This window comes from Enterococcus sp. DIV0236 (genome assembly GCF_050558525.1).
Lineage (GTDB): Bacteria > Bacillota > Bacilli > Lactobacillales > Enterococcaceae > Enterococcus > Enterococcus faecalis.
On the sequence record NZ_CP187891.1, the window covers coordinates 2,022,005 to 2,045,533 of the forward strand.

A 23,529-nucleotide genomic window follows, 5' to 3' on the forward strand; every position below is an offset into this window, starting at 1 on the left:
AAACAATTGATTAATTTTTTTTGAATCTTCGAAAAAAAAAAACATCTTTTCATAAAAAAATACTTGGAAAATCAGCCACAATCACTGTTTTTCCAAGTATTTTTTTATGAATATTTGTAAATTATCGTTTCTTTTGGCGAAAAACGACCACGAAATAAACTGCAATAAACAATAACACTAAGAGCGAGTTACTATTTTTAATGAAAGTTAAAAATTGACTTGTTTGCGTTGAAATGCCTTTGCCGCCAGTCAATTCTAATAAAAATTGTGTCGTGCCACCTTTGCCTACTACAGTGACTAACATAAGCGCCATCAAAATAAATTGATGGAATAAACTCCCTTTTGTTTGTGTTGTATATTTGATAAGGATGCGGCTATCTTTTGGCAAATCTGTCTCTTGATAATATCGCCTAGCTAAAAAGCTGTTCAATGTGCTTTTGAAAAAACTCAAGAGAAACAGGCCTAAAATAGTCCACGAAGTAAGAAGTAATATTCCCAAACTTCCCGCCAGACCAATCATTGGTATGTTGTTTGACCATTGTTTCGTTTTACTAGCTGCAATCATTGCAAAAATCATCCCTAAAACATAAGGTAAATAGAGATAGATGCCCATATGAGCTCTGCCGTAAACCCCTGCAACATAAATGGAACCAAATAAAAATAAATAGTTCCCCACAATCCCGTTAATCAAGGTCGCAAGATTCATTTCTAATGATACTTTATACGCACCGCGTTTGCCATAATGACTAACGAAAAGGACAGCCACCACAAAGAAACAGCAGGCGCCAACAATCGCATAATCAAATTCCACCGCATTCGTTAATAAGCGACCACTTCTTAATAAAAGTAATAACACAAAAAAGATAACAAACAGAATTAATTCTTTTCGTGAAACTTCTGCTGATTCTTCTTCTAGCTCGTTTAATGAAACAGGATAGCTCTTGATTGCTACTAAAGCAACCAGAAAATAGAGCGCGTACACCAATAACGCCAGTCCAATCTCAGTCGCTTTAAAAAATAAAGCGCCAAATAAAACAGCGGTCAATAAGACTGTCGTTAAAAGATTGCTATGACTGATTTTTTGACCTTCTTCTTTTAAGAAAAAGCGAATTGATTGATTACTTGGTGGCAACAACGCTCCACTAAGTCCTAACAACATTCCTGAAATACTATAAAGCGGGAAAGAATAAGCGCCGGCAATCCCAATTAAGGAGCCTGCCAAGCCTAACAATAGAGAAATCTTTAGTAGACCTAGACTAGTTAAAGACAAATTAATTCCTCGAACCAGAAAAATGCCTGTCATACGCAATGTATAAAATAAGACAAATGGTAAAATTGTTAGAAGGTTGTGTCCATCACTCAATTGAATGTAAAGTAAATAAGGCACAACAATAATCGTATTACTTAGTAAACTTAATGCTGTATTACCAAGACTTTTAATTTTTTTATTCATTTTGACCTCTTCTTTTATCTTTCATTTTCTATTATTTTTAGGGTAGCATTGTTTACTTTTTTTGTCCATAAAATAACAGATGCAGCAATTTTCTAATGTTTATTTTCCACTGTTACGTATAATAGTTAATGACGACTGCTTGGACTTTCTCTGTTCCGTCATTTATATACGTGTGTACTTGATTAGCATCAAAATACATAGCGGCGTCTTTTGGAAGAAGGTATCTCTGACCGCCGACTTCAAGAGCTAATGCTCCTTGAATAACCATGACATATTCTGTCGAACGTTTTGAATGCCCAACAGCTTGATACTTTTTCCCTGGATCTAATTCAAACTGAAAGAGTTCAAAGTTTCTTTCCTGGTTGTCCGAGTAGTAATTAAAGACTCGATAGGAGTGATCTTCAGAATGTTGTGTTACCGTCTCAGTTTTTTTTACCACGGGATTTTCTTTAACATAGTCATCTTCTAATAAATACGTATATGGAACATTGAGTCCATTACTTATTTTCCAAATTGTATTTATGGTAGGATTGGTGGTTCCTTTTTCAATCTGCGAAAGCATCCCTTTACTCACTCCGGTTATCCCAGCTAGTTCATCTAACGTAAGTTTTTTTTCTTGTCTAATTTTTTTTAAATTATTGCCAATAATTGTATTAATCTCCAAAATAGTTGCTCCTTCTGTTTCTTTTTATCATCCAAAAGTTTAATATATTGAACAAAAGTATTCTTTATTGTATTATACAATATATATCTTAGTTGTTCAAAAGGAGTGGTTAATAATGAAAACGCTCATTCGCTCGTTGTGTCTCATTATCGAAGGTCTAGATTTTCATACACACGTGTTTAAATTTTATACAGAAAGAAGGAAAAAAAGAGAATGAACCACCAATTAGATGCACGCACTGGCATTCGTGAAGCCTTGCCAACGGTTTTTGGCTATATTGGTATTGGCATTGCTTTTGGTATCGTAGGACAAGCAGCAGGTTTTTCCCCTCTTATTGTTAGTGCGATGTCGTTTTTTATTTTTGCAGGATCTGCTCAGTTTGTAACAGTTAGTATGTTGACTGGCGGCAGCCCTATCTTATCTATTGTGTTAGCGACTTTCTTAGTAAATGCGCGTATGATTCTTATGGGAATGACCATTGCGCCTTACTTTAAAGCCGAATCTCTCGGTAAAAATCTCTGGTTGGGAACCTTACTGACGGATGAAAGTTTTGCACTAGGAATGAATAAATTAAACCACACCAAAGGACGTTTAAGTTTTGAGTGGTTTAATGCTGCCAATTTGATTTCCTATGCGACTTGGGTTTTTTCGACGATCATCGGTGCCTATCTAGGGCGCTTTATTGCAAACCCTCAAGCATTAGGTCTTGAGTTTGCGGTCGTGGCTATGTTCATTGGTTTACTCTATCTGCAGATAATTAGTGATCGTTCCATGAAAATCGCTTTACAACTCATCATGGTCCTGATTACTTTTGGTTTGATGTCTATTGGTCTAATTTTTATTCCCAGTAATTTAATTGTCTTAGTTGTCACGTTAATCGGGTGTGGAATAGGAGTGATGATAAAACATGCCTTCTTCTGAGTATCTCTTTTTAACAATTTTAGGCTGTACCGTTGCAACCTGGCTTTCAAGAATACTGCCATTTTTACTTTTAAAAAAAATCAGTCTGCCACAGAAATTATTAGAATATCTAAGTTTTGTTCCAATTGTGATTATGTCCGCCTTATGGTTTAGTAGCTTATTTGAACAAAGAATTGGGCATTTACCAAGCCTCAATCTTCCTTATTTATTCGCTTCATTTCCTACCATTTTAGCCGCAATACTTACTAAAAACTTATTGCTTATTGTACTGGTAGGCATTGCTTCATTTGCACTAATCCAAAATTTTATCTAAAAAAACAGACAGGCACTACCAGATGGTAGTGCCTGTCTGTTTTTTTAGATGCCAGCTGCAGGGATCGAACCTGTGACCTACGCGTTACGAGTGCGTTGCTCTACCAACTGAGCTAAGCTGGCCTGAAACAAATCTATTATAGGACTTTCTACTTTATTTGTAAAGTCTGTTTGTTATTTATTTATGCAAAATCTCTTTAAAATAAGCCAAATAGCGACTTTACAAACTTTTTTCTGAAAATGTGGTATAATAGAGATATCAAGAAAGGATGGTTTTTTGTATGTCAAATTTTAATGGTATGGTTACTCCTGTTGTTCCATCGGATGCTGGTAAGGATTTCGCCGTTGACACCCATGTTACTTTTCTTGTTCACGGACAGCCACAAACAGGCGTTGTTACGAAACAATTAAAAAATGCCGCTGTCGTCGAAATTGACGAAACGCAAAAAAACAATCACTTAATGGTGCACAGCAATGGTGTGATTGTTATTAATTACAAACAATTGAAAAAGATTTAATTCTTCAAGCGTGGGAAATTTCCCCCGCTCTTTTTTATGTACAGAATTGGAATACTTTCCAATTCGTCGGAAACTATAATGCTGTAATAAACGCAAAAAAACCAAAAATAATTCCGGGCACATTAGCAAAAATAATGGACTTATCTCGTGTTTCTCCATCGTCTCCATATAACCCATGAATCGTCCAAAAAATACAATTAATCATTGCCACTAATGGTTGCGTCGGATTGCCTTTTTCCCCATGTAAATTTCCATAAATTTGCGGAATATACGAAACATACATCAAAACTGACATCACACTAGCAATCACAGCGATAGCGTGTAAGGCTTTTTTATTCTTTTTCATAGCTCCTCCTTTGTTTTTTTATTTTTTATTATACACCTAGAAAAGTTCTTTAAGCAAAAGAAAACCGTTAGTAACCATAATCGGTTACCTAACGGTTTTTTGTTATTATTTTGTTCCGAATAAACGGTCACCAGCATCCCCTAAACCAGGAACGATATAGCCGTCTTCGTTTAAGCGCTCATCTAAAGCTGCTGTATAAATATCTACATCTGGGTGCGCTTCTTGTAAAGCTTTCACACCTTCTGGAACGGCCACTAGACATACAAATTTAATGTTGCTAGCACCACGTTCTTTTAATGAATCGATGGCCATAATTGCGGAACCACCTGTTGCTAGCATTGGGTCAACAACAAATAATTGACGACTTGCAATGTCTTCAGGTAATTTCACGAAGTATTCATGTGGTTGCAATGTTTCTTCATCACGATAAAGTCCAACGTGTCCAACTTTCGCTGCTGGAATTAATTCTAAAATCCCATCAACCATGCCAATGCCGGCACGTAAAATAGGAATGATTGCTACTTTTTTCCCTGAAAGTGTTTTTTGTGTTGATTTACCCATCGGTGTTTCGATGACAACATCCTCTAAAGGCATATCCCGTGATACTTCATAAGCCATTAACATAGCAATTTCGTTGACAACTTCGCGGAAAACCTTTGTCCCACAGTTCTTTTCGCGAATCATTGTTAGTTTGTGTTGAATTAGCGGATGATCAATTACTTGAAATTTTCCCATATCTATTCTCCTTCATTATTTTATTCTTTCTTATTGTAAAACAAAAGAGCCTAGGACACAAGTTGAATTCCTTAAATCCTAAGCTCCGACTCTTATTTGTACAGAGAATCGCGCTTCAGCTATCCCTGATGTTAGTTATATAATGGATATTTTTTAGTTAGCGCTGCTACAGCTGCTTTGACTTCATCATGAACTGCTGTATTTTCTGGATCTTTTAAGACTTGAACGATTAATTTAGCAACTTCTACCGCATCTTCTTCTTTAAAACCACGTGAAGTAATTGCAGGCGTTCCAATACGGATACCACTTGTTTTAAATGGACTTAATTGTTCAAACGGAATTGAATTTTTATTGACAGTAATATTTACACTATCTAAAATAGCTTCTGCTTCTTTTCCATTTAAACCAAAACCTGTCACTTCAATCAGTAATAAGTGGTTATCTGTTGCCCCACTAATTAAACGAGCTTCTGGCGCTTGATTGAAAACTTTCGTCATCGCTTGCGCATTTGCAATCACTTGCTGACTATATTCAGCAAAACTTGGATCCAATGCTTCTTTAAAAGCTGCGGCTTTTCCGGCAATCACATGTTCCAATGGGCCACCTTGAATGCCTGGGAAAATACTACTATTTACTTTTTTCGCCAATTCTTCGCTATTTGTCAAAATTAAACCGCCACGAGGACCACGCAATGTTTTATGGGTCGTACTTGTTACGATATCAGCATACGGAACTGGATTTGGGTGCAACCCTGAAGCTACCAAGCCTGCAATATGCGCCATATCAACCATTAACTTGGCATCTACTTCATCAGCGATTTCACGGAAACGTTTGAAATCAATCGTTCGTGAATACGCACTTGCGCCAGCAACAATTAATTTTGGACGATGTTCTCTTGCTAAAATTCGCACAACATCGTAATCGATTACTTCTGTTGAAGGATCCACTCCATAACTGACAAAATTATAGGTTTTTCCACTAAAGTTAACGGGCGAACCATGTGTTAAGTGACCACCAGCTGATAAATCCATCCCCAAAATGGTATCACCTGGTTCAACCAATGAAAGGTATGCCGCTGTATTGGCTTGAGAACCTGAATGGGCTTGTACATTCGCGAATTTTGCACCAAATAATTCTTTGGCACGATCGATAGCTAAATTTTCTACGATATCGATAAATTCACAACCACCATAGTACCGTTTACCAGGGTAACCTTCTGCGTATTTATTCGTTAAAATACTTCCTTGGGCAGCCATAACTGCTTTTGACACAACATTCTCAGATGCGATTAGTTCCAAGTTATTTTCTTGGCGCTCTTCTTCTCTTGCAATTGCATTCCATAAATCTGGGTCATACGTTTTGTAATCCATTCAAACAACACTCCATTTTGTTTTCTTTTGTCTGATTGTATCATACTTCTGTGTCAGCTTCGTTACAAATACCTCTTATTTTTCAAAAAATTTTTGATTGGCTGATTTTTTCAAGCGATTCATGTAAGCAGTGCCTAAACCAGTTTCTGCAAATCCTTGCGCAAAAATCGTGGTAGCTCCTTGCTCATCTAACGCTCTTAACCCTGCAAATAGTTCTTTTGTGGCTTTTTCAACCGTTTCTGCACCATAAGAATAAACAAACGCATTTTCTGTATCTAGTTGTGCTGCCTGTTCATCACTTAAAAATAAGCCGATTTTTTCCTGTTGTTCTTTTGCTTGCTGAATCGCCGCTTGCCATTCTGCTGTTTGACCGCTTATAATCCAAACTTCCGCATCAGGAGAATAGTGTTTGTATTTCATCCCTGGCGCTTTGGGTGCTGCATTTTCGCTAATTAAATGTGTATCGATTTTCACTTGGGAAATAATGCTTTCCAACTGCTCTTTGGTAATTGCTCCTGGTCGTAAAATAACTGGCACACCATCTTCCGCCGTTAAATCTAAGACCGTTGACTCCACCCCAATCTGCGTTGGGCCATCATCTAATATGGCAGCAATTTTCCCCTGCAAATCATGATAAACATGCTCTGCAGATGTTGGACTAGGCTTGCCAGAAGTGTTCGCACTTGGTCCGACCAACGGAACATTGGCTTGTTCAATCAAAGCTAAGGTCGCTTGGTTATCTGGCATACGAAAAGCGACTGTCTCTAAACCACCTGTTACTGTTTTAGAAAATGTATCGCTAGGCACATTAAAAATTAAAGTTAATGGTCCCGGCCAAAAGGCAGACACCAATTTTGTAGCGACTTCTGGTAAGGTCGCCACGTATTTTTTGACCATCTCAACGTTGTTCACATGAACAATCAATGGATTATCACTGGGGCGGCCTTTTACTTGGTAAACTTTTTTTACTGCCGCTTCATTTAAGGCATCGGCACCTAAGCCATAAACAGTTTCTGTTGGAAAAGCCACTAGCTCGCCTGCTTGAATGGCTGCTGCCGCTTGGGCTATTTCTTGTTTGGTTAATTTTTTTGTTTCCATTGCAAATCGCTCCTTCTAGAAAAGTGGCGACGAAGAACCTTAGTTACTCGGCTATCGCGAGGCGATCGTTGCCAGATAAATCTTTTTCAATTTTAATTGTTTTTTGTGGATAGGCGGCGCTCAATAATTCTTGGAGGGCCGCGCCTTGTTGAAACCCTATTTCAAAATAAATTTTACCGTCTGCTTTAAGCATCGTTTGACTTTCATGAATTAATTGTTGGTATAAAGCCAAACCGTTATTTTCAGCGAATAAAGCGGTCTTAGGTTCATACGTTCGGACACTTGCATCCATTAAATGCCATTCTTGTTCACTAATATAGGGCGGATTAGAAATAAGCAGATCAATTTTTTCAGAAGCAACTGGCTGTAAGCCATTCCCATGATAAAATTCGATGTCAGCACCTAATACTTTCGCGTTTTGTTTAGCGACAGTCAACGCTTCCTCTGAAAGATCAATGGCAATAACTCGCCAGTTGGGCCGTGCCAGTTTCAAGCTAATCGCAATGGCACCTGTCCCTGTTCCGACATCCACGACCGTCAAAGGAGTATCTGGATTGGCTTTTAAGCAACGCTCGACTAATTCTTCTGTTTCTGGTCTAGGAATCAAAGTATGTTCATTAACAATAAAGGAATGTCCATAAAATTCAGCTTGTCCTAGTAAATATTGTGCTGGGTAATCTGTCAATAATTGGGCTAAATCCGTTTTTAATTGTTCCTCTTCTTCTTGGGGCATTTCTTCTTGCATATGCAGGAGCCACTGCGTTTTATCCCAACCTTTACGTTCTAAAAAAACATAGTGAATAGCATAGCCTTCTTTGCCTTGCGTCTCTAAAAAAGAAGAAGCCCAGTTAAGGACTTCAAAGTAACGTTTAGCCATTTTGCATCTCTTCTAATTTCGATGTTTGATCATATAAGACTAATGCATCAATGATTTCGTCTAATTTACCAGCAAGAATCTGGTCTAGTTTTTGGATGGTTAAACCAATACGATGATCCGTTACTCGATTTTGTGGGAAGTTATACGTTCTGATTCGTTCTGAACGATCTCCGGTCCCCACCGCCGATTTACGGTTAGCATCATATTCACTTTGTGCTTCTTGTTGAATTTGGTCATACACACGAGCACGCAAAACTTTCATTGCTTTTTCACGGTTTTTTAGCTGTGAACGTTCATCTTGCATTGCGACCACGATTCCTGTTGGTAAATGGGTTAATCGAACAGCCGAAGCGGTTTTATTGACGTGCTGTCCACCAGCGCCACTTGCATGATAAATATCGACACGGATATCTTTATCAGCTAATTCGATTTCGACTTCTTCCGCTTCCGGCATAACTACAACGGTTGCTGTCGATGTATGAATCCGTCCTTGTGATTCTGTTGAAGGAACTCGTTGCACGCGGTGAGCGCCACTTTCGTATTTTAATTTTGAAAAGACGTTATCTCCTGAAATCATCATAATTACTTCTTTATATCCACCGATTCCAGTGACGTTCGCTTCTAAAACTTCCGCTTTCCACCCTTGTGCTTCTGCATATTTTTGGTACATATTAAATAAGTCGCCAGCAAAAAGTGCGGCTTCATCGCCACCTGCTGCACCACGGATTTCCATGATGATATTTTTATCATCATTTGGGTCTTTTGGTAATAATAAAATTTTAATGCGGTCTTCTAACACTTCTTTTTCTTTTTTCAAATCAGAAAGTTCTTCTTTCGCCATCTCGGCCATTTCCGCATCTAAGTTTTCACTTAAAAGTTCTTCGGCATCGCTAATCCCTTCAACAACTTGTTTATATCGGCGATAAACTTCAACCGTCTCACGTGTATTAGCTTCTTCCTTCGATAATTCCATGAAACGTTTTGTATCGCTAATGACTGCTGGGTCACTTAATAATTCGCCCAATTCCTCATAGCGATCTTCAATAGATTGTAATTGATCGTACATAGTGTCTCTCCTTACTGTTCTTCATTCACTGTTTTTGGATGAAAATAATGTTTGCGACAAACAGGATAGTAGGCTTCATTCCCACCAATTTGGACTTGATCCCCTTCATAAACGGGTTTGCCATCAATATAGTGCAAGTTCATAGTTGCTTTTTTATGACAGAACCAGCAAATCGTTTTTAATTCTTCTAATTTGTCTGCATATAAAAGTAAATACTTTGAGCCTTCAAATAATTCATTTCTAAAATCATTCTTTAGCCCAAATGCCATTACTGGAATATCTAATTCGTCAACAATTCGTGCAAATTCAATGACATGATGCTTGTTTAAAAATTGACATTCATCGACTAATACGCAAAAAGGTTTGTAAGACAAATCATTAATCAAGTCAAAGACATTGGTTTCTTCAAAAATTGGAATAGCATCTCTGCGTAATCCGATGCGACTGGATACTTTCCCGACACCATCACGTGTATCTAGTCCACTGGTCATCAAAACAACTGGTTTGTCTTGTTCTTCGTAATTGTGTGCTACTTTTAAGATTTCAATGGTTTTACCACTGTTCATTGCGCCATACTTGAAAAATAATTGAGCCATGTTCACTACACCTTTCCGTTAGTTCCTTACGTATTTTACTATATTTTCAGCAAAAAAGCAGTATTTTTAGCTAAAATGGTCGTGCATTTTTCTGAAAAAAACAGAATCTACGCCAAAGTCATTTTAGCAGGGCTGTTTATACTCCAACTAATGATCCTGCTAGTATGCAATAAAAAAGCCCGAAATTGTAGTTATTTGACTACAATTTCAGACTTTTTAATGCTAGTTATTTTTGAGCAGAGGCAAATTCTGCTGATTGCGTACCTGCTTGACGACCATAAATGATAATATCGGCGATGGCATTGCCTCCGATACGGTTTTGGCCATGCAAGCCACCTGTTAATTCACCAGCAGCATATAGACCTTTAATTGGTGTGCCATCTTCACGTAAAACTTCTGTTTTCGTGTTGATTTTCACGCCACCCATTGTGTGGTGAATCCCTGGTGCAATTTTAATTGCGTAGTAAGGCGCTGTGCTTAAGTCAGCTTCCATTCCAGTTGTCCGGCCAAATTGTTTGTCATCTTTGGCATTAACATCTTGGTTCCAAGTATCAATCGTTGCTTTCAATGTATCGGCAGGCATGCCAATTTTTTCAGCTAATTCTTCAATCGTTTCACCTTTTTCCACGAAACCTTTTTGATCATAGAAATCAATGGCTTTTGCACGGTCGCGAACGCCTTGGTCAAAGACTAAATAAGCTGATTTTTCTGGTAAGGCATTGATTGCTGCAGAAACTTTATCACGTGTATCTAACTCATTAACAAAACGTTCTCCTTTTTGAGAAGCCAAGATTGCGCCTTCTCCACGAACTGCTTCACCAATTAAGAAAGCATCGCTTTGTTGAACAGTTGGGTGAATTTGAATTTCTTTCATATCCACTAACGCACCGCCAACTTTTTGAATCATTTGGATACCGTCACCTGTTGTGCCTTCTTGGTTCGTTGTAACATAGTTTTTCAATTCTGGTTTGTATTGTGTAATTAATTTTTCGTTGGCACCGAAACCACCTGTTGTGACAACGACTGCTTTTGCTTTAACTGTTTTTTCTTTATCATCTTTCATTTTCACTTTTACGCCATCAATTTGACCGTTTTCTTCAACTAAGTCTGTCACGTCAGCATCAACAAACAATGGAATTTTTTCTTCGCGAACGTTACGTACTAAACCGTCAACTAGATAGCCCCCAATTGCTGATCCGTCAGCAGGACGGTGTGTGCGTTTTTCGCTCATTCCACCTGTAATCGTTAAATTGCTCAATGTAATTCCTTTTGTATCTAACCAATCAATTGCTTCAGCTGAATGATCAACAAAATAACGTAGTAATTCTTGATCGTTGGTTCCTTTACCGCCTTTTAGTGTTTCTTCAAAGAATTTATCGTTGCTATCTTTAATGCCTTCTTTTTCTTGGAATTTTGTTTGTGAAGCATTCATTCCTGAAGACGATTTAATTGTATTCCCACCTGCAACAGGCATTTTTTCTAAAATAACTGGATTCATGCCAGCTTCTTTGGCTTGTAATGCAGCGGTCATCCCCGCACCACCTGAACCAACAATAACAACATCATAACTGTCTTTTAGTTCACTTGGATCTGTATAACCATTAGCAGAGGCACCAGATGTTGCTTCTGTTTTTTCAGAAGACGCTTTTGTTTTACCAGCGGCTTTTTCTTGATCGCTTGTACAACCTGTTGCTGCACCTAATAATAACCCTAGGGAAAGAACTCCCATTAACACTTTTTTCATTGTTTTCCCACCTTATAAACTATTGATTTCTACCAACACAATTTCTTATTTTTCATTTGAATAAAAATAACAGTTTGTTACATAAAGTGAACACATTCACATATCAACCGAAATAAAAAAGCTACCACTACTTTTTAAAGTTGTATCGTTAGACAAACTGACCAATTAGCAATAAGTTGTTTGGGGAACAACCTATTTTTCTATTCTTTCATAAAATATCATGTTCTCGCTTGTTTGTGGATGTTTTCCAATTATTTCTAACGAATTTCTTATTTTTATTTGTCATTTCAAGGATTTTCTGGCAGAATTATTCGTTTGAGGCGAAAAGTTTTGGTATACTTAGTTTAATTAGAATTGGGAGGTTATCTAGTGAACCATACACGTTTGCTGTGGCTGGCACAGCGAAAAAGCGATCGATTTATTCGCAAAAATTTTTCATCTATTCAAATCATCGTCGCTTATTACATATTAATGACGGTTATTTCTTATTTATTGTTTTGCCTCCCTATTTTCAGAGAACCTGACTCGCATGTTCCTTTTATTGATTTATTTTTCTTAGCAATCAGTACAGTCAGTGTTACTGGACTCACCACAGTCGATATTAATTCGGTTTTTAATGATCGTGGGATCGTCTTATTGGAGGTTCTTTTCCAAGTTGGTGGCTTAGGGATTATGATGATTTCAACGGTCTTTTTTATTTTATCAAAACGGCGAATCACATTAAAGCAACGTCAGTTAATTATGACTGACATGAATCAGCCGCGACTGAGCGGAATTGTTCGACTGATCCGCACCACTTTTTTGATTTTAATTTGGTTCCAAGTAATCTTCGGCTCGCTCTTTTCGCTTTATTTTTATATAAGTGGTTATTATACGAACTGGCGAGATGCGATATTTTATGGATTTTATCAAGCTATTTCTGCAGTGACTAATTCAGGCTTTGATATTTCAGGTGATTCAATTATCCCTTTTGCTCATGATTATCTCTTTTTACTGGCAATTATGTTCTTAATTTTTATCGGCGGAATTGGATTTCCCGTTTTACTGGAAATTCATGAGTGGTTACATTTTAAGAAAAAGAACTTTCGCAAGAAGAAACGAGGCTTGCCTTTCCGCTTCTCATTGTTTAGTAAAATTGCTTTGCTAGCGTTTATTGTTCTGTTTATTGGTGGGACTATTTTGATTTACTTATTAGAAAAAGATCACCTATTTTTGACAATGAATGAAAGTGGCCGTTGGGTAAGTTCGATGTTTTATTCGATGACTACACGAAACGCTGGCCTCCAAATTAATGATTTAGGGGACTTCCAAATTACAACGTTGATTATTTTTTCTGTGTTAATGTTTATTGGTTGTAGTCCTAGCTCTGTTGGTGGTGGTGTTCGAACAACGACTGTTGCGATTATTGGCTTGTATTTGTTAGCCTTTTTAAAAAGTGAAGATGATATTAGCGTCTTTAGCCGTAAAATAGATGACGATGATGTCAAAAAATCGATTGTCGTCTTCATGTTGTCTTTGATTATGTGCTTTTTCGCTGTCGTCTTTTTGTCAGCAACTGAAAATCTGCCCTTGATTTCAATCATTGTGGAAGTCGCTTCTGCCTTTGGGACAACCGGTCTTTCTTTGGGCATTACAGACGATTTAACAACAGTAGGTAAATTAATGATTGCCTTATTAATGTTTATTGGACGTATTGGTATGCTTTATACCTTAATGATTTTTGTACCAAAAGAAACACGTGACTTAGGCTACGAATACCCTTCAGAAAAAATTATTATTGGATAAAAAAACAAAGCCTCTCAAGTAAGAGGCTTTGTTTTTTTATTTTTTCATATGTGTGACTAGTTTGTTATAACTTTCAGAGCGTTCAATTGCATCTTCTTTAGTTTTATCAAGTAAATGTTCGACTACTTCTTGATTCTCTTTAATTGTATGCAACGCAGAGTAACGTGTTTGTTTTTCAAGGAAATCACGCATTTTGTCAAAATCTGTTTTCTTGTAGTCAATGACCATCGGATCTTTGCCTTTCTTAACTAACTCTGGATTATAGCGATAAAGTGGCCAATAGCCAGATTCAACGGCTTCTTTGGCTTGATCTAACGTCCGAACCATTCCGCCTTTGACCCCGTGATTAATACATGGGGTATAACCGATGATAATTGATGGGCCTGGGTACCGCTCCGCTTCGTCAATTGCTTTAATCGTTTGCATTGAGTTTGCGCCTAAAGCTACTTGTGCAACGTAGACATTCCCATAAGTGATTGCCATCATCCCTAAATCTTTTTTAGAGGTATGTTTCCCACCCGCTGAGAATTTGGCAATGGCTGAAGCTGGTGTAGCTTTAGATGTTTGTCCGCCTGTATTGGCATACACTTCGTTATCCATAACAAAAATATTAACATCTTCCCCACTGGCAAGAACATGATCAATGCCGCTAAACCCGATATCATAGGCCCAACCATCGCCGCCGACAATCCATTGACTCGTTTTCACTAATAAATCTTTTTGTTCGTAAATTTTTGTTAAAAGTGGATCTTCATCGGCTTCTTCACTTAATGCTGCCGCTAGTTTGGTTGCTCGCTGTTGTGTTCCTTCCCCTTCAGCCATGTGTTCCAACCAATCATTTAACAAGGCTTGAAGTGAATCTGATCCGACGTTTTTAGCAAGACTTTCTTCAACCAGACTAGCTAAATGTTGACGTTTCGTTCGATTGGCAATATACATACCATAACCATATTCCGCATTATCTTCAAACAGCGAATTACTCCAAGCTGGTCCTTGGCCACATTCGTTCGTTGTATAAGGCGTCACCGGTGACGAACCACCCCAAATTGATGAACAGCCTGTTGCGTTAGCAATCATCATTCGATCACCAAATAGTTGCGTCAACAACTTAATATAAGGTGTTTCGCCACAGCCTTCACAAGCACCTGAAAATTCCATCAATGGCTGGTTAAATTGGGAACCTTTAACAGAAAGTTTTTTGACTGGGTTGGCTTTTTGTTTAAGAGTCATCGCAAAGGCCCAATTCATCGCTTGCTCTTTCTGAGTTTCATAAGGTTTCATTAAAATCGCCTTGTCTTTCACGGGACATGCCTGAACACAAAGACCACAACCTGTACAGTCTTCTAAAGAAACTTGGATACGATACATCAACCCATCTGTGCCACGCATTTCGCGCATGGCAAAACCTGCAGGTGCTTCTTTCAGTTCTTCTTCATCCGCTAAAAACGGTCGAATAGCCGCATGTGGACAAACAAAGGCACATTCATTACACATCGTACACTTATCCATTTGCCACTCAGGTACTTCTAACGCAATGCCACGTTTTTCATAAGCCGCAGTGCCCATAGGAATGGCACCGCCCTTCATTCCGTTTTCAATCAAATCTGAAACGGTCAGCTGATCCCCTTCTTGACGATTGATCGGTTCTAAAATATTTGTCACAAAAGCTGGAGCTTCCGACTCTTGATTTTCTGGCTCTAAAACAATGGTTGCCCAATCTTCTGGAACTACAATTTCTTGCAGCGATTCAAAGGTAGCATCAATCGCTTGGTAATTTTTTTCAACAATTTCCATTGATTTTTTTCCATAAGTCTTTTTCACTTCTTCTTTAAGTAACGGTAAATATTGCTCTTTCGTTAAAATATCTGTTACTTCAAAAAAGGCAGTAGACATCACTGTATTGATCCGACGGCCTAAGCCTACTTTGCGAGCTAACTCAACCGCATTGATAATATAAAATTTGATTTGGTGCTCCCCAATATATTTTTTTAACTTAGCCGGTAATAAACGATGAACCTTTTCTTGATCCCAAATAGTATTCAGTAAAAACGTTCCGCCATCTTTTAAACCTTTTAACAAGTCGTATTTATGCAAATAGGAAGCATTATGACAAGCGATGAAATCTGCTTGTTCAATTAAATACGTGGAAGTAATTGGCTCTTTACCAAAACGCAGATGCGAAACGGTTAAACCGCCTGATTTTTTAGAATCATAACTAAAGTAAGCTTGTGCATAAAGGTCGGTATGATCTCCGATAATTTTAATCGCTTGCTTGTTTGCTCCCACAGTTCCGTCAGAACCAAAGCCCCAAAATTTTGCTTGGAAGGTAGTATCTGGCGTTAAATCTAAAGTAGGTTCTTCTGGCAATGATTGATAGGTTACATCATCAACGATTCCCACCGTAAAGCGTTGTTTTAATTCTTTAAATGGCAATAACAAATGATCATAGATCGCTTTAATTTGATTAGGCGCTACGTCTTTAGAGCCTAACCCATAACGTCCACCAATCACAATTGGTCGATTTTCATGTTGATAAAGAGCGCTTTGAACATCTAGCAATAACGGTTCCCCTTCGGCTCCTGATTCTTTTGTTCGATCTAAAACCGCAACCTTTTCTACTGTAGCTGGTAATTTTTCAAGAAGGTTTTCGGTAGGAAATGGACGATATAAATGAATATTGATAAAACCAACTTTGCGTCCTTGTTGATTGAGATAGTCGACTGTTTGTTTGATTACTGGCGAAGCCGACCCCATTGAAATAATGACTTCTGTTGCATCTTCAACCCCGTAATAATCGGTTAAATCATACGTTGTTCCACGAAGATGGTTAATTTTTTCCATGTATTTTTGAACAATTTTTGGCATTTCTTCGTAATTTTTATTGACTGTTTCTCTTTGTTGAAAATGAATGTCAGGATTTTGAGCGGTCCCTGAAACAGTGGGATGATTAGGATTCATGCCTCCCATTCTAAAACGAGTTACAGCTTCCTGATTCACCATTTCTTTCAGGTCATCATAATCAATCACTTCGATTTTTTGTAGTTCATGGCTCGTTCTAAAACCATCAAAAAAGTTTACAAAAGGTAAACTACCTTCTAAGCTAGCTAAATGAGCAACTGCCGACAAATCCATCACTTCTTGAACACTTGATTCTGCTAACATACAAAAACCTGTTTGGCGGGTAGCCATCACATCGCCATGATCACCAAAAATACTCAACGCACTTGTCGTTACTGCCCGAGCCGCCACGTGGAACACAGAAGGCAGCAATTCTCCTGCGATTTTATACATATTGGGAATCATCAACAGTAAACCTTGTGAAGCAGTATAAGTAGTGGTTAACGCACCTGTTTTTAACGAACCATGAACTACTCCCGCTGCCCCAGCTTCTGATTGCATTTCAATAACTTGAACTTTTTGACCATAAATATTTTTTAAACCACTTTCCGCCCATTCATCTACCAACTCAGCCATTGTTGAACTTGGTGTGATAGGATAAATAGCGGCAACTTCTGTAAACGCATATGAAATATAAGCCGCTGCGGTGTTTCCATCCATTGTTTTTTTCATTTTTTCACCTTTTATCTTTCCTAAACATTGCTTGTGACTGTTGTTTTTTGTGTTTTGACATACTGATCAATTGCATTAGCTGCGATTTTCCCAGCGCCCATCGCTAAAATAACGGTGGCAGCACCTGTGACTATATCGCCCCCAGCAAAAACGCCAGGTATTGAGGTTGCTCCTGTTTTAGGATCAGCTTGAATGTAACCCCATTGGTTTAGTTCTATTTCTGGATATGTTGATAACAAGACTCGATTTGCCCCTTGGCCAATTGCCTCGATTACTGCATCAGCAGGAATGGTAAACGTGCTGTTTGGAATTGGTTCTGGCCGTCGTCTTCCAGACGCATCTGGTTCACCTAAAACCATTTTGACACATTCAACACCGGCTAGATTTCCTTGTTGGTCATCTAAATAAGCAATTGGATTCGTTAACCAATAATAGTTAATTCCTTCTTCAAGGGAATGGTGATATTCTTCAATTCTTGCTGGCAATTCTTCTAACGAACGACGATACACAATGTTCACATTTTCAGCGCCTAATCGTTTGGCTGAACGAGCGGCATCCATTGCAACATTCCCGCCGCCAATCACAACAACATTTTTAGCACGTTTAATCGGTGTATCATATTCTGGAAACTCATAGCTATGCATTAAATTGATTCGTGTTAAAAATTCACTAGAAGAATAAACCCCATTTAAACTAGTTCCTGGGATTCCCATAAAATTTGGTGCCCCTGCACCAACCGATAGATAACAGGCATCAAACTCTGACATTATTTCTTCCATCGTAATCGTTTTACCTACTACCACATTGGTTTCTATTGTTACACCTAAGGCTTCAATACTCGCAATTTCTTGTTTAACAATTTTTTTCGGTAATCGAAATTCAGGTATGCCATAGGTTAATACGCCACCAGCTTCATGAAGCGCTTCAAAAATAATTACTTCGTAGCCTAGCTTTGCCAAATCCCCCGCAACTGTTAACCCAGAAGGACCAGAACCGACCACTGCGATTTTCCCTTTTGTTGGTTCCGCTGTTTTCTTAGGAAACTTGTGATTTTCTAATGCCCAATCGGCAACTAAACGTTCTAATTTGCCAATTGCCACTGGTTCAAAGTTTTTGGCTTTCCCTAATTTACAAACTTGTTCACATTGTTTCTCTTGCGGACAAACGCGTCCACAAATAGCAGGTAAATTCGTATATTTACTTAAAATATCGGCTGCTTGTTCCATGTTTCCTTCACGAATAGCTAAAATAAATCCAGGAATATCAATCATCACGGGGCATTTAGCAATACAAGGTGCATTTTTACATTGTAAACAGCGAATCGCTTCTTCTTGCCCTTCTGCTAATGTATAGCCTAAGCAAACCTCTTCAAAATTATTCTTTCTGATAGTAGGTGCTTGTTCCGCAATCGGTGTTTTTATACGACTTTTTCTAGCCATTTTTCTCCACCTGCTCTTTCAAACGATCTGTAAAGCAAACTGCTTCTTCTTCCTGATATTGCTTCATTCGATTAATGAATTCATCCCAATTTACTTCATTGCCTTTAAACTCAGGTCCATCAACACAGGCAAATTTCATGGTGCCATCAACAGTGACCCGACAACCGCCACACATGCCTGTTCCGTCAATCATAATAGGATTCAAGGAAACATAAATTGGTAATTGATGTTTTTCAGCTGTCAAGGTACAAAATTTCATCATGATGCTGGGCCCAATCGCCCAACTGCACGCTACAGATTCACGTGCAATAACTTCTTCCATCGCTTCTGTTACTAAGCCCTTTTTACCTAATGAACCATCATCCGTTGTAATGATTAGCTCATCTGAATAACGACGGCATTCTTCTTGTAACAGAACTAACTCAGCTGTTCGTGCCCCCAAAATCGTAATCACTCGGTTGCCTGCTTCTTTTAAAGCCTTGATAATTGGATAAATAGCCGCGATACCAACCCCGCCACCGACAACCATCACCGTTCCATATTGCTTCACTTCTGTGGGCATACCTAAAGGTCCAGTGACATCCAACAAAGAGTCGGAAGTTTTAAGTTGGGAAAGTGCAGCTGTTGTCTTACCGATTACTTGGAAAATAATTCGAATACTGCCTGCTTGTGGATTTGTCTCCGCAATCGTTAAGGGGATCCGTTCTCCCTTTTCGTCAATTCTTAAAATAACAAACTGTCCAGCCTGAGCATGTGTCGCTATTCTTGGCGCTTCCAGCCAAAAATCAAATGTATTACTAGATAATTGAGTCGATTGAAGAATATTAAACATTGAAATACCTACCTTCATCGTTCCTTTTCATTCTGACTCCTACTTTCTTAAACCCTTAGGCAACGCTATCAGATAAAGTTGTGGCGACACTTTTAACAAATGTTTTTAGCACTTCGATGTCTTCTTCTTCTGCATTGTTTTCAATTTCAACTGTTTCAGCTACTTTTTTAGCACCAGCTTTTTCAAAAGCTCCTACAAAATCATGCGCTGATTTACAGAAAAATTCACCATATTCACGATCACCGGAGCCAACAACACCAAATGGCTTACCTGCTAAATCCTTCTCAGTTAATTCATCAAAGAAATCTTCAAATTCAAAAGGCAGTTCCCCATCACCATAAGTATACGTTGCGATAATACAAGCATCTGCATCATCAAAGAAGTCTACATCAACTTCTGAACATTCTTCACGTTCTACTTCAACTCCAGCTTCTTGAAACTGTTCTTCCAAAATCTCGGAAATTTCTTCTGTGTTTCCAGTCATACTTGCATAAACAATTTTTACTAGTGCCATCTTCATTCATTTCCTTTCTTTTTCCTAAATATTTCAATGCATTCAAATGCAATTGTAACCCCTTACATTAATTCTTAAAAAAATAACTTTTACAAATGATTTTATTCACAAACTAATCTAACTAAGTATGTACTCTTCCCCTTTCGAGATAGAGTATTTTTTACTACGTCTTTACTATACCACATTCCAAACCTTTTTAACAATATTTTTAAGGTAAAAAAAATATTATTTAGGTTCTTTTTTATAAAACGTTTTTCCTTCTTCCAATCATAAAAATTGCTTCTAAAACCGCTCCCCCTAATGCACGAGCTTTGTCGGAGATCGTCAAGCAATCGACTTTCTCAACTGGTCGAGGATCTACATCTGCACACTTCAACCCTTGATAACATGTTACCTTTTCTGAAATCAATCCTCTCAAAGTCCCTGTCAGAGGCGAATAAACTGGAACCTGATCGATAAAAAATAATGCTTCCCCTTTCAACACGAGATCCCCTATGTTTTTAAGGTGGGTAACTTGTCCTGAAGCAGGAGCATGGACAACTCGTTCCGCACTTTTTCCGCCAATTTCACCTGGAATACCTGTATTAGGTAAAGCTGTTCCTTCAAAGTATAAACGTCCCAACCTATGGCCACGCATTGTCTCAATCACAACATCGACATCTTGCGGTGCTGAAAAGCCTGGTCCTAAAGCAATCGTAATCGGTGCCATTTCTCGATGCGTACCTAAATTTTTCTTAGCCAAAATCGCATCGATAACAATCAGTGGTTTCAATTGTTGAATAGCACTTGCTGTTTGATCGACAAAAACAGGCAGCTTATTTTGCTGCCAACATTTCGCGCAATCCTTTAATGAAGTAATTCGAACAGCAACCAAATCTTCCACTCTTTGTTCTTTCTGAAAAATAGCATCACAAACTGAAACAGTCCGCCGAATGGCCAGAGGACATTCTGTTTCTAATACTAGTATTTTAAAGCCAACGTGCCATAATTTTTGGATAACACCTGTCGCTAGATCGCCCCCTCCGCGAACAATCACTAATTTTTCTTGGATGTTTTGACTGATTTCTCCCATAAAATAAGTCCTTTCTCTAATTCCATATTGCAAGCAATAATTTTGTCTAATTTTTCAAAACAGCTTTTGGGTAACTGAAGACAGACATTCATCGCTTGAACGAACTCTCTTCGCGTATGGGTTTGATTTAAACATAAAATTCGTTGGCCTTGGCTCTCTTTAAACAATCCTTTTGGATGAGCAATCAGTTGAGCTAACAATGTTTCTGTGATTGGTTCTTGTAGTTGCGCATCGGTTAATTCCAAAAAAAGCGGCAACCGATGAATGGTCGTTTCATCTATCTTTTGACCAATCACAGAAATCGGAAGCACACCAATTGTGGTGGTTGTTTCTTTTAATATCACGGGTTCATAAGAGGACCAGCCTTTCAAAGGTCGTTGTTTGGACCCATCCGCTTCTAAAAAAACTTTCGTGAAGTGCTGAAACAATGTTTGAAACGAGGTCATTGCAGGCATCGTTAGTTTTGTTTGGTTGTTGACAGCGGTTCCTGCTAAAGTGATTCCGCAGATATTCGGCGTTATTTTTTCAAAATGGTTTGTATAAAAATAATCATACAATTGACGTTGGGGAAACCCAATTTTTGTGGTTGTACTAACCAGAACAGCTTCTTTTCGATATGTTTTTGCTAGCGCCCACATTAAGCTTGTTTTCCCACCACTACCAACAATCGACACAATCTCCTTTCCTTGTAAATCAAAACACTTTTTTAAGGACTCCACAGTTGGTACCTCCTTTCCCCAAGGTCATTTTTCACAGAAAAAATAGAGGCTACGCGTACTTTTGCTTCTTCTAAAAAACATACACTGCGAGTTATTTCCGCTTCATTAATGAGTAAACCGATCCCACAGCCATCCGTCAATGATGGTGGCAAAGTAAAGACGCGAACAGCCACCTTTCTTGTCAACAGTACTTGTTCTGCCTGAACAGCATAATGTGTATTCGGAAAGGTTAGCAAATACTCCATCTTTTCACCTTCTTTTTTGTTAAAGCGTAATTACTTTAGCCGCTTGATTCATTGTTTCAACAATTTCGTACATATTAGTAATAGAGCCGATGGCTAAGGTGTCTGTTAAATGATAAAAATCTAAACAGGCCCCACACGTTTGAATCGTGGTTCCTTTCTCCGCTAATTGTTGCAAATCAGCTAAGGTATTCGCTGCTTGATTCGTTAAAAACGCCCCTCGATTAAAGAATAATAGCTGTGTAGGAACAGTTTCTGCTTCTGATAATGATTGAAGATAACTTTTCATTAATAGTCGTCCTAGCTGCTCGTCTCCAGTACCTAATTGATCGGAGCCAATCGTAATTACTAAATCTGTTGCTGACTGACTTGTTTGTTGAGTCGCTTCTTCAGGTACCGTAATTTTGACAGAGAAAACCGTGGCTTCTATCTGCTTTGCAGTCAAAGTGGCCTGTTTTTTAGCAGCTAATTTTTTCAAATTTTCAACAGCTACTTCGTTATCGACTAAAACTTCGATAGTGCCTCCAGCTAAACCTAACTCCGCCAAGGCTTTTTTTGTTTCAATCACAGGTATTGGGCAAGGTTTTCCCAACGCATCTACTAATTTCATATTTGGCCCTTCTCTCTATAAAAGTACTACTGCTTGTTGTTCTTTTGGCAGAACCTCGCCAATAATTTTGGCAACAGGGTCCTCTTTTTGAATAGCTGCTAAACAGGCTGCCGCTTCATCAGCAGCGACACTAATTAACAGTCCGCCAGATGTTTGTGGATCAAACAAAAGTTCTTGCATTTCCATAGAAATTTTTGAATAATCGATTGTCGTTCCGATTGTTTGTCGGTTTCTTTGCCCAGCTGCAGTGACTAAACATTCTCCGGCGTAGGCCAACGCTCCTGTAATGGTTGGTAACGCTTCTGTATCAATCAGTAATGTTACCTGATTATCAGCCATTTCTTTTGCATGAATTAATAGACCAAACCCAGTCACATCAGTACAAGCATGTACTGCGTAAGATCGAGCATTCGCAGCGGCATATTTATTTAAACGTTCCATCGAATCTTGTGCGATTTTTTGTTCCGTCTGCTTCGCCAATTGCCCCCGAACAGCCGCTTGAATAATTCCTACACCTAATGCTTTAGTTAAAATCAAGACATCCCCCACCTGTGGCGTATTATTATGCCACAAATTTTCTGGATGAACTTCTCCAGTTACCGCTAAGCCATACTTGGGTTCATGGTCATAAATCGAATGGCCTCCCGCCAGTAAAGCACCCGCTTCCTTTAATTTTAAACTGCCACCCAAGAGCATTTGTTCCAACCATTCTTTTGACATCTTTTGTGGAAAACAAACAAGATTTAGCGCATAAAGGACTGTTCCGCCCATGGCATAAACATCACTTAAAGCATTAGCGACCGCAATTTTTCCAAATGATAACGGATCATTGACCATTGGTGAAAAAAAATCTACCGTTGAAATCAAAGCTTTTTCAGGCGTTATTTGGTAAACCGCGGCGTCGTCGGCATGTTCAAATCCGACGAGTAGCCGCTCATTTGCCGGTGTTTCGGGTAAGTGTTGCAACAATTGGTTCAGTACACGGGATTCAATTTTTGCCCCGCAGCCACCTGATGTACATTGTGATAAAAAATCCATGCTGTCCG

23 protein-coding genes and 1 tRNA gene are annotated in these 23,529 nt (G+C 38.5%); 4 read left to right on the plus strand and 20 right to left on the minus strand.

From position 1 onward, the window contains the following. Positions 1 to 121: 121 nt before the first annotated feature. Positions 122 to 1,453 (minus strand): hypothetical protein, encoded by a 1,332-nt coding sequence (locus IGK27_RS09680; protein ID WP_033626689.1) that lies wholly within the window; start codon positions 1,451 to 1,453, stop codon positions 122 to 124. 112 nt (positions 1,454 to 1,565) lie between these two features. Further along, the gene (locus IGK27_RS09685; protein ID WP_002362234.1) at positions 1,566 to 2,117 is read right to left on the minus strand and encodes a helix-turn-helix domain-containing protein; all 552 of its coding nucleotides are present in this window, start codon (positions 2,115 to 2,117) and stop codon (positions 1,566 to 1,568) included. A gap of 213 nt (positions 2,118 to 2,330) precedes the next feature. On the opposite strand from IGK27_RS09685, the gene IGK27_RS09690 reads away from it, so the two are divergent. After that, complete coding sequence (locus IGK27_RS09690; protein WP_002356628.1) at positions 2,331 to 3,038, plus strand: AzlC family ABC transporter permease; 708 nt, start codon at positions 2,331 to 2,333, stop codon at positions 3,036 to 3,038. Beyond that, complete coding sequence (locus IGK27_RS09695; protein WP_002362235.1) at positions 3,025 to 3,351, plus strand: AzlD domain-containing protein; 327 nt, start codon at positions 3,025 to 3,027, stop codon at positions 3,349 to 3,351. The genes IGK27_RS09690 and IGK27_RS09695 overlap by 14 nt, the downstream gene beginning before the upstream one ends. A gap of 49 nt (positions 3,352 to 3,400) precedes the next feature. Here IGK27_RS09695 and IGK27_RS09700 read toward each other — a convergent pair. Beyond that, positions 3,401 to 3,473 (minus strand) — tRNA-Thr (locus IGK27_RS09700). A 158-nt stretch (positions 3,474 to 3,631) separates the two neighbouring features. Between IGK27_RS09700 and IGK27_RS09705 the strand changes: the two genes are divergently transcribed. Next, positions 3,632 to 3,868 (plus strand): hypothetical protein, encoded by a 237-nt coding sequence (locus tag IGK27_RS09705; protein WP_002381528.1) that lies wholly within the window; start codon positions 3,632 to 3,634, stop codon positions 3,866 to 3,868. Between the two features lie 73 nt (positions 3,869 to 3,941). Here the strand turns inward: IGK27_RS09705 and IGK27_RS09710 are convergent, their stop codons facing one another. The 8 genes from IGK27_RS09710 to IGK27_RS09745 form a co-directional block, all read right to left on the minus strand. After that, complete coding sequence (locus tag IGK27_RS09710) at positions 3,942 to 4,214, minus strand: membrane protein (protein ID WP_002362236.1); 273 nt, start codon at positions 4,212 to 4,214, stop codon at positions 3,942 to 3,944. Positions 4,215 to 4,319: 105 nt separating this feature from the next. Continuing rightward, positions 4,320 to 4,949, minus strand: coding sequence for a uracil phosphoribosyltransferase (gene upp, locus IGK27_RS09715; RefSeq protein ID WP_002356624.1), 630 nt, complete (start codon positions 4,947 to 4,949; stop codon positions 4,320 to 4,322). Between the two features lie 131 nt (positions 4,950 to 5,080). Beyond that, complete coding sequence (glyA, locus tag IGK27_RS09720) at positions 5,081 to 6,319, minus strand: serine hydroxymethyltransferase (RefSeq protein ID WP_002356623.1); 1,239 nt, start codon at positions 6,317 to 6,319, stop codon at positions 5,081 to 5,083. 75 nt (positions 6,320 to 6,394) lie between these two features. Then, positions 6,395 to 7,417, minus strand: coding sequence for an L-threonylcarbamoyladenylate synthase (locus IGK27_RS09725; protein WP_033626688.1), 1,023 nt, complete (start codon positions 7,415 to 7,417; stop codon positions 6,395 to 6,397). A gap of 43 nt (positions 7,418 to 7,460) precedes the next feature. After that, the gene (gene prmC / locus IGK27_RS09730) at positions 7,461 to 8,294 is read right to left on the minus strand and encodes a peptide chain release factor N(5)-glutamine methyltransferase (RefSeq protein WP_033626687.1); all 834 of its coding nucleotides are present in this window, start codon (positions 8,292 to 8,294) and stop codon (positions 7,461 to 7,463) included. Next, positions 8,287 to 9,360, minus strand: coding sequence for a peptide chain release factor 1 (gene prfA, locus IGK27_RS09735; RefSeq protein ID WP_002356619.1), 1,074 nt, complete (start codon positions 9,358 to 9,360; stop codon positions 8,287 to 8,289). The genes prmC and prfA overlap by 8 nt, the downstream gene beginning before the upstream one ends. Before the next feature lie 11 nt (positions 9,361 to 9,371). After that, the gene (locus tag IGK27_RS09740) at positions 9,372 to 9,956 is read right to left on the minus strand and encodes a thymidine kinase (protein WP_002356618.1); all 585 of its coding nucleotides are present in this window, start codon (positions 9,954 to 9,956) and stop codon (positions 9,372 to 9,374) included. Between the two features lie 226 nt (positions 9,957 to 10,182). Then, positions 10,183 to 11,700: a flavocytochrome c gene (locus IGK27_RS09745; protein ID WP_002356617.1), complete on the minus strand. Its 1,518-nt coding sequence runs from the start codon at positions 11,698 to 11,700 to the stop codon at positions 10,183 to 10,185. 369 nt (positions 11,701 to 12,069) lie between these two features. On the opposite strand from IGK27_RS09745, the gene IGK27_RS09750 reads away from it, so the two are divergent. Then, positions 12,070 to 13,485 (plus strand): Ktr system potassium uptake protein D, encoded by a 1,416-nt coding sequence (locus IGK27_RS09750; protein WP_002385738.1) that lies wholly within the window; start codon positions 12,070 to 12,072, stop codon positions 13,483 to 13,485. A 36-nt stretch (positions 13,486 to 13,521) separates the two neighbouring features. On the opposite strand, the gene nifJ is transcribed toward IGK27_RS09750, so the two are convergent. From nifJ to selD, 9 genes are all read right to left on the minus strand, one after another. Next, positions 13,522 to 17,055 carry a pyruvate:ferredoxin (flavodoxin) oxidoreductase gene (gene nifJ / locus IGK27_RS09755; RefSeq protein WP_033626686.1) on the minus strand — a complete coding sequence of 1,178 codons (3,534 nt, stop codon included), beginning with the start codon at positions 17,053 to 17,055 and terminating at the stop codon, positions 13,522 to 13,524. Between the two features lie 20 nt (positions 17,056 to 17,075). Then, positions 17,076 to 18,494 carry an NADPH-dependent glutamate synthase gene (gene gltA / locus IGK27_RS09760; protein ID WP_010821027.1) on the minus strand — a complete coding sequence of 473 codons (1,419 nt, stop codon included), beginning with the start codon at positions 18,492 to 18,494 and terminating at the stop codon, positions 17,076 to 17,078. Then, positions 18,487 to 19,344, minus strand: coding sequence for a sulfide/dihydroorotate dehydrogenase-like FAD/NAD-binding protein (locus IGK27_RS09765; RefSeq protein ID WP_002370486.1), 858 nt, complete (start codon positions 19,342 to 19,344; stop codon positions 18,487 to 18,489). The genes gltA and IGK27_RS09765 overlap by 8 nt, the downstream gene beginning before the upstream one ends. Before the next feature lie 37 nt (positions 19,345 to 19,381). Further along, positions 19,382 to 19,846 (minus strand): flavodoxin, encoded by a 465-nt coding sequence (locus IGK27_RS09770; protein ID WP_033626685.1) that lies wholly within the window; start codon positions 19,844 to 19,846, stop codon positions 19,382 to 19,384. A gap of 235 nt (positions 19,847 to 20,081) precedes the next feature. Next, positions 20,082 to 20,912 carry a selenium-dependent molybdenum cofactor biosynthesis protein YqeB gene (yqeB, locus tag IGK27_RS09775; protein ID WP_002397112.1) on the minus strand — a complete coding sequence of 277 codons (831 nt, stop codon included), beginning with the start codon at positions 20,910 to 20,912 and terminating at the stop codon, positions 20,082 to 20,084. Further along, complete coding sequence (gene yqeC / locus IGK27_RS09780) at positions 20,876 to 21,631, minus strand: selenium cofactor biosynthesis protein YqeC (RefSeq protein WP_002397111.1); 756 nt, start codon at positions 21,629 to 21,631, stop codon at positions 20,876 to 20,878. Before yqeC ends, yqeB begins: the two co-directional genes overlap by 37 nt. Next, on the minus strand, positions 21,619 to 21,876 hold the full coding sequence (locus IGK27_RS09785) for a DUF3343 domain-containing protein (RefSeq protein ID WP_002362598.1): 258 nt from the start codon (positions 21,874 to 21,876) through the stop codon (positions 21,619 to 21,621). The genes yqeC and IGK27_RS09785 overlap by 13 nt, the downstream gene beginning before the upstream one ends. A 19-nt stretch (positions 21,877 to 21,895) precedes the next feature. Continuing rightward, complete coding sequence (gene yedF, locus IGK27_RS09790) at positions 21,896 to 22,483, minus strand: sulfurtransferase-like selenium metabolism protein YedF (protein ID WP_002367122.1); 588 nt, start codon at positions 22,481 to 22,483, stop codon at positions 21,896 to 21,898. 15 nt (positions 22,484 to 22,498) lie between these two features. Beyond that, a complete protein-coding gene (selD, locus tag IGK27_RS09795) occupies positions 22,499 to 23,521 on the minus strand; it encodes a selenide, water dikinase SelD (protein ID WP_002356601.1) in 1,023 nt (340 codons plus the stop codon). Positions 23,522 to 23,529: the final 8 nt, after the last annotated feature.

What these genes read in the sequence shown, in the direction of transcription:
- IGK27_RS09710 (WP_002362236.1), bottom strand. Translation starts at nt 4,214, where the DNA reads ATGAAAAAGAATAAAAAAGCCTTACACGCTATCGCTGTGATTGCTAGT.
- glyA (WP_002356623.1), bottom strand. Translation starts at nt 6,319, where the DNA reads ATGGATTACAAAACGTATGACCCAGATTTATGGAATGCAATTGCAAGA.
- nifJ (WP_033626686.1), bottom strand. Translation starts at nt 17,055, where the DNA reads ATGAAAAAAACAATGGATGGAAACACCGCAGCGGCTTATATTTCATAT.
- IGK27_RS09680 (WP_033626689.1), bottom strand. Translation starts at nt 1,453, where the DNA reads ATGAATAAAAAAATTAAAAGTCTTGGTAATACAGCATTAAGTTTACTA.
- IGK27_RS09745 (WP_002356617.1), bottom strand. Translation starts at nt 11,700, where the DNA reads ATGAAAAAAGTGTTAATGGGAGTTCTTTCCCTAGGGTTATTATTAGGT.
- gltA (WP_010821027.1), bottom strand. Translation starts at nt 18,494, where the DNA reads ATGGCTAGAAAAAGTCGTATAAAAACACCGATTGCGGAACAAGCACCT.
- selD (WP_002356601.1), bottom strand. Translation starts at nt 23,521, where the DNA reads ATGGATTTTTTATCACAATGTACATCAGGTGGCTGCGGGGCAAAAATT.
- yedF (WP_002367122.1), bottom strand. Translation starts at nt 22,483, where the DNA reads ATGAAATTAGTAGATGCGTTGGGAAAACCTTGCCCAATACCTGTGATT.
- prmC (WP_033626687.1), bottom strand. Translation starts at nt 8,294, where the DNA reads ATGGCTAAACGTTACTTTGAAGTCCTTAACTGGGCTTCTTCTTTTTTA.
- yqeB (WP_002397112.1), bottom strand. Translation starts at nt 20,912, where the DNA reads ATGGGAGAAATCAGTCAAAACATCCAAGAAAAATTAGTGATTGTTCGC.
- IGK27_RS09705 (WP_002381528.1), top strand. Translation starts at nt 3,632, where the DNA reads ATGTCAAATTTTAATGGTATGGTTACTCCTGTTGTTCCATCGGATGCT.
- IGK27_RS09765 (WP_002370486.1), bottom strand. Translation starts at nt 19,344, where the DNA reads ATGAAGGTAGGTATTTCAATGTTTAATATTCTTCAATCGACTCAATTA.
- IGK27_RS09770 (WP_033626685.1), bottom strand. Translation starts at nt 19,846, where the DNA reads ATGAAGATGGCACTAGTAAAAATTGTTTATGCAAGTATGACTGGAAAC.
- IGK27_RS09785 (WP_002362598.1), bottom strand. Translation starts at nt 21,876, where the DNA reads ATGGAGTATTTGCTAACCTTTCCGAATACACATTATGCTGTTCAGGCA.
- IGK27_RS09740 (WP_002356618.1), bottom strand. Translation starts at nt 9,956, where the DNA reads ATGGCTCAATTATTTTTCAAGTATGGCGCAATGAACAGTGGTAAAACC.
- prfA (WP_002356619.1), bottom strand. Translation starts at nt 9,360, where the DNA reads ATGTACGATCAATTACAATCTATTGAAGATCGCTATGAGGAATTGGGC.
- upp (WP_002356624.1), bottom strand. Translation starts at nt 4,949, where the DNA reads ATGGGAAAATTTCAAGTAATTGATCATCCGCTAATTCAACACAAACTA.
- IGK27_RS09690 (WP_002356628.1), top strand. Translation starts at nt 2,331, where the DNA reads ATGAACCACCAATTAGATGCACGCACTGGCATTCGTGAAGCCTTGCCA.
- IGK27_RS09695 (WP_002362235.1), top strand. Translation starts at nt 3,025, where the DNA reads ATGCCTTCTTCTGAGTATCTCTTTTTAACAATTTTAGGCTGTACCGTT.
- IGK27_RS09725 (WP_033626688.1), bottom strand. Translation starts at nt 7,417, where the DNA reads ATGGAAACAAAAAAATTAACCAAACAAGAAATAGCCCAAGCGGCAGCA.